This is a genomic window from Actinosynnema sp. NPDC023794 (assembly GCF_040639675.1).
Taxonomy (GTDB): Bacteria; Actinomycetota; Actinomycetes; order Mycobacteriales; family Pseudonocardiaceae; genus Actinosynnema; species Actinosynnema luteola.
In genome coordinates this window covers 34,306-46,023 of the sequence record NZ_JBFAFR010000046.1, presented here as the reverse complement: position 1 = coordinate 46,023, position 11,718 = coordinate 34,306, and the positions used below count along the sequence as shown (strand labels likewise).

10 protein-coding genes and 1 pseudogene are annotated in these 11,718 nt (G+C 71.0%); 5 read left to right on the top strand and 6 right to left on the bottom strand.

The annotated features are described in order from the left end of the window. The 3 genes and pseudogenes from AB0H12_RS42345 to AB0H12_RS42335 form a co-directional block, all read right to left on the bottom strand. Window positions 1-759 (bottom strand): annotated as a pseudogene (locus AB0H12_RS42345) (AMP-binding protein); the annotation flags it as partial. Between the two features lie 81 nt (window positions 760-840). Continuing rightward, window positions 841-2,112, bottom strand: coding sequence for a serine hydrolase domain-containing protein (locus tag AB0H12_RS42340; RefSeq protein ID WP_499631505.1), 1,272 nt, complete (start codon window positions 2,110-2,112; stop codon window positions 841-843). A 505-nt stretch (window positions 2,113-2,617) separates the two neighbouring features. Continuing rightward, on the bottom strand, window positions 2,618-3,232 hold the full coding sequence (locus tag AB0H12_RS42335) for a GTP pyrophosphokinase (RefSeq protein ID WP_230568594.1): 615 nt from the start codon (window positions 3,230-3,232) through the stop codon (window positions 2,618-2,620). Between the two features lie 204 nt (window positions 3,233-3,436). Between AB0H12_RS42335 and AB0H12_RS42330 the strand changes: the two genes are divergently transcribed. After that, window positions 3,437-4,282: an EamA family transporter gene (locus AB0H12_RS42330; protein ID WP_499631501.1), complete on the top strand. Its 846-nt coding sequence runs from the start codon at window positions 3,437-3,439 to the stop codon at window positions 4,280-4,282. Between the two features lie 70 nt (window positions 4,283-4,352). On the opposite strand, the gene AB0H12_RS42325 is transcribed toward AB0H12_RS42330, so the two are convergent. The 3 genes from AB0H12_RS42325 to AB0H12_RS42315 form a co-directional block, all read right to left on the bottom strand. Continuing rightward, window positions 4,353-4,883, bottom strand: a complete 531-nt coding sequence (locus AB0H12_RS42325; RefSeq protein WP_499631498.1) for an RICIN domain-containing protein — start codon at window positions 4,881-4,883, stop codon at window positions 4,353-4,355. A gap of 149 nt (window positions 4,884-5,032) precedes the next feature. After that, complete coding sequence (locus tag AB0H12_RS42320) at window positions 5,033-5,533, bottom strand: ATP-binding protein (RefSeq protein WP_230568591.1); 501 nt, start codon at window positions 5,531-5,533, stop codon at window positions 5,033-5,035. A gap of 403 nt (window positions 5,534-5,936) precedes the next feature. Beyond that, window positions 5,937-6,482 (bottom strand): YceI family protein, encoded by a 546-nt coding sequence (locus AB0H12_RS42315; protein ID WP_499631495.1) that lies wholly within the window; start codon window positions 6,480-6,482, stop codon window positions 5,937-5,939. A gap of 91 nt (window positions 6,483-6,573) precedes the next feature. On the opposite strand from AB0H12_RS42315, the gene AB0H12_RS42310 reads away from it, so the two are divergent. From AB0H12_RS42310 to AB0H12_RS42295, 4 genes are all read left to right on the top strand, one after another. Continuing rightward, window positions 6,574-7,068 carry a MarR family winged helix-turn-helix transcriptional regulator gene (locus AB0H12_RS42310; RefSeq protein ID WP_499631492.1) on the top strand — a complete coding sequence of 165 codons (495 nt, stop codon included), beginning with the start codon at window positions 6,574-6,576 and terminating at the stop codon, window positions 7,066-7,068. Between the two features lie 201 nt (window positions 7,069-7,269). Further along, the gene (locus AB0H12_RS42305) at window positions 7,270-9,435 is read left to right on the top strand and encodes a hypothetical protein (RefSeq protein WP_499631489.1); all 2,166 of its coding nucleotides are present in this window, start codon (window positions 7,270-7,272) and stop codon (window positions 9,433-9,435) included. 13 nt (window positions 9,436-9,448) lie between these two features. Next, window positions 9,449-10,435, top strand: coding sequence for an AAA family ATPase (locus AB0H12_RS42300; protein ID WP_499631486.1), 987 nt, complete (start codon window positions 9,449-9,451; stop codon window positions 10,433-10,435). Then, window positions 10,432-11,580, top strand: a complete 1,149-nt coding sequence (locus AB0H12_RS42295) for a DUF58 domain-containing protein (protein ID WP_499631483.1) — start codon at window positions 10,432-10,434, stop codon at window positions 11,578-11,580. Before AB0H12_RS42300 ends, AB0H12_RS42295 begins: the two co-directional genes overlap by 4 nt. Window positions 11,581-11,718 lie beyond the last annotated feature (138 nt).

Genomic DNA, 11,718 nt, shown 5'->3' with positions numbered 1-11,718 from the left:
ACCACCGACGATCAGGGTGCGGAAGGTCGGCAGCTCGACGTCGGGCACGGTGGCCAGCGCGACCGGCGGGATCAGCGCGTGGGTCACGCCGAACGTCCGGATCACCTCGGCGAGCTGGTCGCCGAGCAGCGGCCCGGGCGGCGGCACCACGAGCGCCGCGCCGGCGGGCAGGGCCATGCACAGCTCCAGCACCGACGCGTCGAAGCTGGGCGAGGAGAACTGGAGGACCCGGTCGCCCGGGCGCACGTCGAAGTGCGCCACCTCGGCGTCGGAGAACGCGGGTAAACCCCTGTGCGGCACCACGACGCCCTTCGGGCGGCCGGTCGACCCGGACGTGTAGATCACGTACGCCGGGTCCTCCGGCCGGATCGCGACGTCGGGCGCGGTGGCGGGTCGGTCGGCGAGGTGCGGCCTGCCGCCGTCGTGCCGACCGGCGAGGTCCCGCAGGTCGGAGAGCACGAGCAGCGGCTCGGCGTCGGAGACCATGAACGCGATCCGGTCGGCCGGGTAGTCCGGGTCGATCGGCAGGTACGCGGCGCCGGTCTTCAGCACCGCGAGCCGCGCCACCACGTTGTCCACCGAGCGCGGCATGGCCACCGCCACCACGTGCTCCCGCCGCGCCCCCTCGGCGAGGAGCAGGTGCGCGAGTCGGTTCGCGCGTTCGTCGAGTTCCCGGTAGCCGACCACACCCTCGGCCGATATGACCGCGGGTGCGTCGGGAGTGCGCAGCGCCTGCGCGGCGATCAATTCCGGCAGTGTGCGGGCGTGCGTCATCGCGAGAGGTGCCTTTCTGGCTCAGGGGCGCGGCTTACCCATTCCGCTGGGGTTCAAACGTGAAATTCAGCGCGTTTTCGCGACCTGCCTGCGGGCGAGTCGACCGCCGATCTGGATCCACCGGATACCGCCGTCGTCCGGGTCGCGCAGGAAACGCCCCGTCTGGTTGGTGTCGCCGGTGTCGGAATCACGCATCGCGAACACGAGGCCGTCGAACAACGACAGGTCGGCGAACGGCTCGCCGTCCACCGTGAGGGCCAGGCGCTCCCGGTCCACGGCGCGCACGGCGTATTCGACGTCGCCGTTGCGGAAGCGCCCGGTGCAGTCCGGCGGAGGGGCGATGCGGCGGTGCAGCCCGCTCATTCCGTCGTAATCCGCCACCGGCAGGCCCGCGTCGGCCAATTCCGGCACGAGCTCGCGCCACAGGCCCCACCCGCTGCTGCCGTTGGTCGTCAGGGCGACCGCGGTGCCGTCGGCGGGGTTGATCCGCAGGTGGCACGACGTGCCGTCGGCGGTGCCGTCGTGGCCGACCCAGCGGACGCCGTCGCGCTGGAACAGCGCCAGACCGAGGCCCCAGCCGTCGGCCATGCCGAACGGCTCCGCGTGGCGCACGGGCTCGCGCATGAGGGCGAGGTCGTCCGGGCCCATCAGGTGCGGCGCGCCGCCGCCGAGCATCCGGCCGAACGCGACCAGCTCCGCGGCGCTGGCGGCCAGGGCGCCGGCCGGCGCGTCGACCGGCGTGAGCGACTGCGTCACCGGTACCACGCGGCCTGTGGCGGTGTTCACGGCGTGGCCGGTGACGACGTCGGCGTCCGGGCTCGTGATGAACCTGGCGCGCACCCCGAGCGGGCGCAGCAGGACCGCCTCCACCGCCTCTGACCAGGACATCCCGGTCGCCACCTCGATCAGGTGGCCGATCAGGGAGTACCCGATGTTGGAGTAGGAGAAGCCCGCGCCGGGCTCGTGCAGGGGGTGCAGCTCGCGCAGCGCCTGCCGGACGTGGTGGCGCAGTGACGTCGTGCGCACGTCCTCCGGGTCCGACGGCAGGCCGCCGGTGTGGCTGAGCAGGTGGCGCAGCGTGAGTTCGCCGGCCGCCACCCCGGGCAGGTGGTCGGACAGCGGCGCGTCCAGGTCCAGGTCCCCGTCGGAGACCAGGGCCATGGCGACGGTCGCGGTGAACGTCTTGGTGATCGAGCCGATGGGCACGGCCGCGTCGGCGGCCAGGCCCACCTCGTGCGTCCACGTGCGCCCCTCGTGGTGCACGGCGAGCTGCGCGCCGGGCACCAGGTGGGCGCGGGCGAGCGTTGCTAATCGAGTGGAGATCCGGTCGGTGTCCATGCGTGATCCTCTGAGAATGAGCCACAGTGTCAATGAGTAACCGGGGCGCGGCCCAACGGTGGCTGTCGCCGGGAGATCGTCGCGACCGCCGAACGGAGCATTTGCGGAAAGGTGTGCCCCCATTTTGAGGGGAGGGTGACCGCGCGTCAGAAGATGCACTTCTGGGATTCACTCGAACGGCTGGTTTGGACCGTGGGGTCTCGTAAATACCTGCAGTACGCGAGGGTTATTCGCAGTCGCGTGTCAACGGCTTGCGGGTGTCGGTAGCCTGTCCACCAGGGGGTGTATGAATTGTCTACGTGCTCCGTTCAGATGGATTTTCGTTGAGGTTTTGAGATGGCCGTAACCTTCTTTGTCTGGCGTCGTTTGACGTTACTCGGGCGTAGCGGCGCGGCACGTCGGTAGTGACGTGCGGCACATTCACGATTGACAGATCGGCGCGCGTGAGTCCTGCGTTCAGCGCGCGAGAGTCCTGCGTGTGGGGCCTGCGTGCGGGGCGCGCCGCTCAGTCGCGCTGGACCTCGTGGTGCAGGACCTGCATCCGGGCGTCCAGCTCCGCGGCGATGGCCGCGGTGGCGGTCAGCTCCTCGACGAAACCCGCGGGCACCTGGTCGTCGTACTTGTAGTACAGCTTGTGCTCCAAAGTGGCCCAGAAGTCCATCGCGATGGTCCGCAGCTGCACCTCGACCTTCACGTGCTCCACCCGGTCGGACAGGAACACCGGGATGCGCACGATCAGGTGCAGGCTGCGGTACCCGTTGGGCTTCGGCGCGGCGATGTAGTCCTTGGTCCGCAGGATCTCCACGTCGCTCTGCCGGGCCAGCATGTCGCGCACGCGGTACACATCGGACACGAACGGGCACACCACCCGCACGCCCGCCACGTCGTCCAGGTGCTCGGCGGCCAGCGACAGGTCCGCCGGCAGCCCCTTGCGCCGGAGCTTGTCGAGGATCGCGTCGGGCCGCTTCACGCGGTGCGTCACGTGCTCGATGGGGTCGTGCCGGTGGACGAGGTCGAACTCCTCACTGAGGATCCGCAGCTTCGTCATGAGTTCGTCGACCGCGAACTTGTAGACCACGAGGGACCGCCGCAGCAGGTCATCCGCGACGCCGATGTCCATGATCCCCACGATACCGGCCGGCGGTCGTCTACGATGCCGGTCGTGAACACCCACTGGCACGTGGTCCTTCCGCCGCCGTGCGCCTGACCGGGCGCACTCGCTGACGCACGCCTTCTCGCCTGCCTGACCCGATCACGCCCTGATCCGGTCACGCGGTGCGCCCGTTCGCGTCCTCTTCCCCCTCGTCTCGCGAACGGAGACCTCGTGTCGACCTCTGCCGTGGAAACACGTGCTCGTTCCACCCGCGGACCGCTGCCGATCCTGGCCGCGTGCGTCCTGTGGGGCACCACCGGCACCGCAAGCTCGATGGCGCCCGCCTCCGCACCGGCCGCGGCCGTCGGCGCGGCGGGCCTCGTGGTGGGTGGCTGCTTGTTGTTCTTGACCGCTCGTGGCACGGGCGCCGTGCTGCGGACCGCCGACTGGAGGTTGCTGCTGCTCGGCGCGGTGACCGTGGCGGGTTATGCGCTCGCGTTCTACCCGGCCGTCGCGCGCACGGGTGTGGCGGTGGGCACGACCGTGGCGCTGGCCACCGCGCCGATCGTGCTGGGGCTGCGCTCACGGCCGCTGCTCACGTCGGCCGCCGTGGTCGGTTGCGCGGTGCTCGTGCTGGGCGGCGGCGACGCCCGCGTCGACCCGGTCGGAGTGGCGTTGGCGCTGGTCGCGGGCTTGTCGTACGCCGCGTACTCGGTGATCTGCGCGCACCTGATCGGGCTCGGGCACCCCTCCCGCGCGGTGGTGGGCGTGGTGTTCGGCGGCGCGTCGGCCCTGACGTTGCCGGTGGTGGCGGTGGTCGGCGCCGGGTGGGTGGCGAGCCCGTCGGGGCTGGCGGTGACCGCGCACCTGGCGGTGTTCACCACGTTCGCCGCGTACCTGCTGTTCGCCCGTGGGCTTCGGCACACGGGCGCGGCGGCGGCGACCACGTTGACGCTCGCCGAGCCGGCGGTGGCGGCGGTGCTGGGCGTGGTCGTGCTGGACGAACGGCTGCCGCTCGTGTCGTGGTGCGGGATGGGTGTGCTCGCGGTCGCGCTGGTGGCGCTCGCTCGGCGGTGAGCGGTGATGTGGCGGTGATGTGACGGGGGCCGGTGTCCAGGGTGGACACCGGCCCCCGGGTCTGCGCCCGCTACTCGTGCGGGGTCAGCACCCACTCCTGGCTCAGGTCGCCACGGGACGTCTGGACGTCGACTCGGGGCGGGTAGGTCAGCATTGGTGACCGGTCCAGCGCGAACCCGCCCTCCCAGGCCCGGATGGTCACGCGGTCGGGCGCTGAACCGGTGCGCACGACCCACGAGTACGGGTAGGGGCCGGCGACGACGGGCCGGTGGTCGGCTGCTTGCTGCCCGCCCAGAGTCAGGTAGAGGCCGCTGTTGAGGTTCCTGATGATCTGGGTGGTCCTGCTGTCCCTGACCAGTTCCCACTCCTGGTAGGCGGGCTCGCCGGTCGGCGGCAGGAGGACGGTCGGCGCGCCCTTCTGGTCCGACAGCGGGGTGAGGACGGAGTCCTCATCACCGCCGAAGGTGATGCTGTACACCCCGTCCGGGACCATCGCGCGTGGTGAGGCGGCTGCGGCTGAGGGCGCTGTGGTCAACGCCACTACCGCGCCGATGGCGGCGGTCCACGTGACGATCGTTCTGGCGGCACGTCGGAGAAGCATCAGCGGTCCCTTCCATGAGGTGTGCCCCGGGCGGGGCGTGACTCATGGCATACCGCCATTCGGTGGTGGCGGCAGACCTGCGACCGGTGGTGTCGCCTGATCGGGTCGGCCGATCCGGCTGGATGGTCCGGTCGGCTCGTCGGGGCGCGTCAGTCGGGGCGGTGTGCGCCGCCGCCCAGGCCGTAGAGGATGCGCTGGATGACCTCCGGGTCCACGTTCGGCTCGTCGCCCAGCTGCTCGGCGGCGGGGGAACGGCGGGGTTCGCGGCGCGGGAGCGGGACGGCGGAGGCGTTCATGCCCGACGGCAGGGCCAGCTCGCACCACGCCAGGTGGCCGCCCGCGGTGAGGTCGACCAGGCCGGCGCGGGAGCCCGCCAGTTCCGGCGGCAGCGCGACGCGGTTGCCCTCGACCTCGACCACCAGGTAGGTGCCGGTCAGCCGCAGGCGCACGAGGAGGAAGCCGGGCGCGCGCCGGTCGGCCACGTCGACCGCGGCGCCGACCAGTCGGCGGACCGTCTGCGCGGCCTCGTCCTGCATCGCGCGCAGGCGCCACTCGCCCAGTGAGAAGCGCACGAACATGTCCGCCACGTTCACCGCGGTGGGCAGCGCGACGAGTCGAAGGTCGTCGACCTGTTCGGTCTGGGCGTTCACACCGATCCTCCTCGCCTGCGTCCGGCGCGTGCTGCGCCAGATGGTGCCATGAGTGCGTCCGATATCACCCACGTGGTCTACGACCGTGAGCGGACTGTGTCCACATCGAGTTCTACAGCTTCAGTGCCGACCGAAGCAAAACTCTGGTTCTCACGACCTGCTACGACCTACTACGGGTGGAGACGGTGCGCGGTTCAGGCAGGTTGCGGCGGCACGCCAGAAACTACCGAAATGCTCGGTGTAATGGAATGACGCTCTGGTTCGCCCGGTCTAGCGACTTGCCCTGACGCAGGGTAGGGGAGGGAGGAGGGGTGGTGAGTGCCGGGGTGGAGGGGAGGGCGACGGGCAGCGCGAAAGGCCCGCCGGGTGTCGGCGGGCCTTCCGGGAGGCTGCTGCTCGTGGTTCAGGCCTGCTTGACGGCCTCGATCTCCAGCAGGATGGTGATCTTGTCGCCGACGACCGCGCCCGCCGGGCCACCGGTCACGCCGAACTCGCGGCGGTTGATCTCGGTGGAGGCGGAGAAGCCGACGACCTTCGAGCCCTCGAAGCCGTCGCCGAAGCCGTTGATCTCCAGCTCCAGGGACACGGGCTTGGTCACGCCGTGCAGGGACAGGTCGCCGTCGACGAGGAAGCCCTCGCCGTGGGCGCGCACGCCGGTGGACGTGAAGGTCAGCTCGGGGAACTTCTCGACGTCCAGGAAGTCCTCGTTCTTGACGTGGGCGTCGCGCTGGTCGTTGCGCGTGCTGACCGAGGCGGCGTCGATCTTCGCGGTGACCGTGGACTCCAGCGGGTTCTCGGCCGTCACGATCGTGCCCTCGAAGGTGCCGAAGTGGCCGCGGACCTTGGACACGCCCAGGTGGCGAACCACGAACGAGATGTCCGAGTGCACCGGGTCGATCGCCCACGTGCCCGCGAGGTAGCCGGGGATCTGCACAGTCTGCGAGGTCATTGATGGTCCTTCTGGGTTGGTCTGGTTGAACTCTCAACAGAACATAGCGCATCCTGGTTGAAGGTTCAACAACGCCCGTATGATGGGAGACATGAGCGACGTGCGGTGGCTGAGCGCCGAAGAGCAGCAGGTGTGGCGTGCCTTCATGACCGCCGTGACCAAGTTCACCGAACACCTGGACCGGCAGTTGCAGCGTGATTCCGGGATGCCGATGGCGTACTACGAGATCCTGGTGGCGCTGTCCGAGGCCCCGGAGCGCTCGCTGCGGATGAGTGAGCTGGCGGCGGTGTGCCACTCGTCACGGTCGAGGCTCTCCCACGCGGTGGCCCGGTTGGAGAAGGAGGGCTGGGTCGAGCGGCAGGCCTGCCCCTCGGATCGGCGTGGCTCGATCGCGGTGCTCACGGACGTCGGGTTCGCGGTGTTGGAGCAGGCGGCGGCGGGGCACGTGACGGCGGTGCGGGAGCACTTGTTCGACGTGTTGACGCCGGAGCAGTTGCGGTCGTTGGCGGAGATCAGTCGGGCCGTGGACGCGGGGCTGACGACGGAGTGCGCGAAGGTGCGGCGGGAGGAGTTCGCCGACCTGTGAGGGCGGTGTTTGAGGTGTAAGGGGCGGTGTTGAGGTGGGAAGGGCGCGCGCGGCGTTGGTGGGCGTGGCGGGGTGGTCGTACCGCGCGCGGGGGAGGGTTGGTCCGATGCGGACGCATCCGGCCGAGTCGGGTTTGGGCCGAGCGGAGCAGGCTGGTGAGTTGTCTCAGAATTGTCATGCAGGGCCGTTAGCATCCCGGCCGTGGGAGCGAAGCTGGGCAGGATCGCGCGTCGGGCCATCGGCGCGGGCCGGCGTGAGTCGGCCAGTGTCAGCGCCGCCGCGTTAGGGCTGTTGTTGCTGGTCGGCGCTGCTCTTGGCGACGGCATCTCGCGTACGGCTGTCGAGGTTTCCGATGGCCTTACCTGGCTGAACGACGACCAGCGCGGTGAGGTCGTGCAGGTCAACCCGAGTTCGGGGAAGCCGCAGACGCGGTTGCAGGTCAGTGGCGCGGACGCGCAGTTGGAGATCGCGCAGTCCGACGACAAGCTGATCGTGCTCGACCGCCGCACCGGCCAGATCACCGTGATCGACCTGGCGACGTTGTTGTCGTCCGGTCGCAGGCAGGCGCCTCCCGGACCGTCGGCGAAGGTGCTCATCGCGTGGGACCGGGTGTTCGTGGTGGACCGCGCGGCCGGTTCCGTGCACAACGCGGACCCGGTGACGTTGGCCGACATCGGGTCGCCGTGGCTCGCGGGGCAGCCGTTGGCGGACGTGGTGGCGGATGACGACGGTGTGATCTGGGCCGTGGACCACGGTGGCAACCTGCACGCGTTGGAGTGGTCCGACGACGAGCTGAAGTTCCTGGAGCGGTCCAACAAGGCGGTGGTGGGTGCGGGGCCGCGCACGGCGTTGGTGCCGCACGAGCGCGGTGTGACGTTGCTCGGGTTGGAGGGCGGCGTGGTGGTGCGCGACGGCACCGGCCGCGACCTCACCACGAGCACGGACACGTTCGGCGGCGAGGTGTTGGCCGCGCAGACGAGCCCCACCGGCCTGGTGCCCGCGTCGGTGCCGGACGCCTCGGTGGTCGTGCTGGTGAGCGGTGACGAGGTGGTCCAGGTCGACATGCGGCAGTTCGACTGCCCCAAGCCCGGCAGGCCCGCGGTGTTCCGCGAGAAGGTCTACGTGCCGTGCCTCGGGTCGGGCAAGGTCGTGGTGCTGGACCGGTCGGGGCGGCGTGGCGCGGAGGACGTGCGGATCGGTGGCGCGGGTGACCCGGCGCTGGTGTTCGACGACGGCAAGCTGTTCATCAACACGCCGGGAGCGGACTCCGGTGTGATCGTGGACTCCGACGGGCGCACGCGTGACGTGGTGATCCGCAGTCCCGAACTGCCGGTGATGGACCCGGAGCGGTCGCCGATCCCGAGCGTGCCCAGCCCTCCGCCGCCGCGCCCGGACCCGCCGACGCGGGACAACCGGGGCAACGGTCAGAACACGCAGGGCCGCGGTGGGGAGACGACGGTCGCGCCGACCACGACGACGCCGAGTGCCGGTGTGTCGGGTGCGGCGCCGGGTCGTCCGGCGGGTGTGACGGTGTCCCAGCGCAGCAACAACGGCACGTCGGTGGTCGTGACCGTGAGCTGGAGCGCGGTGCCGGACGGCGGTGAGCCGATCACCGGGTACCAGGTGACGGGGACCGGCGGGTTCTCGGGCGGCAGCCAGGAGACGCGGGTGGCGGGCACGTCGGCCGAGTTGGTGTTGCCGTGCGCGGGTTCCACGTTCTGCGCGAGCGGGAAGGTGGACGTCGCGGTGGCGGCGTACAACCGGTTCGGGGTGGGTGAGGCGGGCACGGCGTCGTGGACGATCCGGCCGGCCACCGGGACGACGACCACTCAGCCCCCGGTGGTGACTACGACGCAGCCGCCGGTGGTCACCACGACGACGACCCCGCCGCCCGTGATCACCACGACGACGACCACGCCCCCGCCACCTCCGCCGTTGCCGACCGGGGGCGTCCAGGTGATCAGCACGGTCGGGTCCGGCGGTCACCTGTACGAGAGGAGGGTGACCACGGCGCCGCCGGCGGACTGGGCGAGTCACAGCGGGACGTGCGAGGTCGTCAACCTGCTGTTGGAGGCCACCGCGCCGATCCCCTGCGCCGGTGGTTCGGTGACCATCGCGGTCGACTACGGCTTGAACTCGATCGTCGTGCGGGCGCACGGCCCGGCGGGGTCGGTGGAATCGGCGTCGTACCCGGTGCGCGTGCGCGAGCCGCCCCAGAACTGCGGTGGCGGTCGGATCTGCCAGCCGCTGAGCGTGCCCGCGTCCGACGAGAGCAACCAGTTGGTCGGCGGCGGTATCGGGTTGTTGGCGACGGCGTGGTTGTTGACCTTCCGCAACCGCCGGATGCGGCGCGGCGAGTCGGAGTGACGAGGGGCGAGAAGTGACGAGTACGGCGGTGCCGGCGATCGGTGAGGACGAGATCGCGGCGTTCCGCGCCCTGCACTCGCGGCTCGGTGACGCGGTCGAGTCGGCGGTGCGGGGCAAGCGGGACGTCATCGACCTCGTGCTGGTCGCGATGTTCGCCGGCGGGCACGTGCTGCTGGAGGACGTCCCGGGCACGGGCAAGACGACGCTGGCACGGGCGGTCGCGGGCGCGTTGGGCGGTGTGTCGCGACGGGTGCAGTTCACGCCCGACCTGCTGCCCTCGGACGTCACCGGCACGTCGGTGTACGACCCGCAGACCGGTGAGGTGCGGTTCCGGCCGGGGCCCGTGTTCGCGAACGTCGTGCTGGCGGACGAGATCAACCGCGCCGCGGCCAAGACGCAGTCGGCGCTGCTGGAGGTGATGGAGGAGCGGACGGTCACGGTGGACGGCGTGGCGCACGCGGTGCCCTCGCCGTTCCTGGTGGTGGCCACGCAGAACCCGATCGACCTGGACGGCACGTACCGGCTGCCCGAGGCGCAGTTGGACCGGTTCATGCTGCGCACGTCCATCGGCTACCCGTCGGTGGAGCACGAGATCGACGTGCTGCGGCCCGGGAGCGGCGCGGGGCAGGTGGGCGCGGTGCCGACGGTGAGCAACCCGCACGTCGTCGCGGAGCACGGGCGTCGGTTGGCGACGCTGCACGTGGCGGACCCGTTGTTGCGCTACATCAGCGACATCGGTGTCGCGTCGCGCGGGGACAGCCGGTTGCGGTTGGGTGCGAGCACGCGTGGTCTGCGTTCGCTGGTGCGGTGCGTGCAGGCGCACGCGGCGGCGCAGGGCAGGCACTTCGTGGTGCCGGGTGACGTGCAGGCGTTGGCCGTGCCGGTGTTGGCGCACCGGTTGGTGCTGACCCGTGAGGCGCAGTTGGCGGGCACAACGACCGAGGAGGTCCTGGCCGACGTCCTGGCGGGCGTGGCGGTGCCGAGACCGGCCGCGCGATGACCAGCGTGCGGCTGACCGCGCGGGGGCTGGGCGCGGTGCTGTCGGGCGTGACGTTGGCGGGTTTGGGGTTGTGGTGGCGTTATCCGGGTGTGGCGGGGTTGGGCTTCGCGTTGCTGGTGCTCGTGGCGGCGGGTGTGGTGTCGGTGTTGTCGCGGGCCCAGGTCGCGCCGAAGCGGGTCGTGCGGCCGAGGACCGTGCAGCGGTTGGGCGTCTGCACCGGTGTGGTGGAGCTGACGGGCACGAGCCGGCGTTTCCCGGTGGTGTTCGACGCGACCGACGAGGTGGCGGGTGAGGTGGTGGCGGTGGACATCCCGCTGCTCGCGCCGGGGCAGAAGGTGAAGGTGGAGTACCCGATCCCCACGCACACGCGGGGTTTGGTGAAGGTCGGGCCGTTGACGTTGAGCCGTCGGGGGTTGGCCGGGTTGGCGCACGCCCGGACGGTGGTGGGTGACGTGGTGGATGTCCGGGTGGTGCCGCGCGTGCTGCCGGTGCGTGGTCTGCCCGGAGGGGTGCGGCGTGGGCACGTCGGAGCTGATGAGCGGGTCGAGCGTGGTGGGACGGATCTGGTGGGGTTGAGGGAGTACGTGCCGGGTGACGACTTGCGGCGGCTGCACTGGGCGACGTCCGCGCGGACCGGGACGTTGATGATCCGGGAGGACGCCGACCCGGCTCGTCCGCACCTGGCGGTGGTGCTCGACGATCACGCGGACGGGTATGCGGAGGCCAAGGACCTCGAGGACGCGGTGGAGGTGGCGGCGTCGCTGGTGACGGTGGCGATCGCCGAGGGGCACCCGGTGCGGCTGGTGTCGTCGTCGGGTGCGGTGGACGTGGAGCTGCCTCCGGGCGCGGTGGACGCGGACGCGTCGGTGGTGCTGGCGGCGTTGGCGGATCTCAAGGCGGCTGACCGGGTCCAGGTGGTGCGTTCGCTGCCGATCCGGGACTTGGACGTGGTGGCGGTGGTGTGCGGGGCGAAGGCCGAGCTGCCGGCGTTGGTGCTGGAGGCGGGGCGGGCGTCGGTGGGGGTGGTGCTGGTCGTGGATCCGGGGGTGGTGCGGCCGATCTCGGCGGTCGGGTCGGTGTTGTTGTTGCGCGATGCCAAGGCCGAAGGGCTGTTGGACGCTTGGAACACGGCGGTGTCGCGGTGAGCGCGTGGCTGTGGCGGGCGCTGGGTCGCGTTCCCTTCCCCGCCGCGACTGCGGAAGATCACCCGATAGCGTCATGGGCGCCGGGGATGAGTGGAAGCGCCGATTTTGTTGCCGGAAGTACGGAGGCGCGGCGCCCCG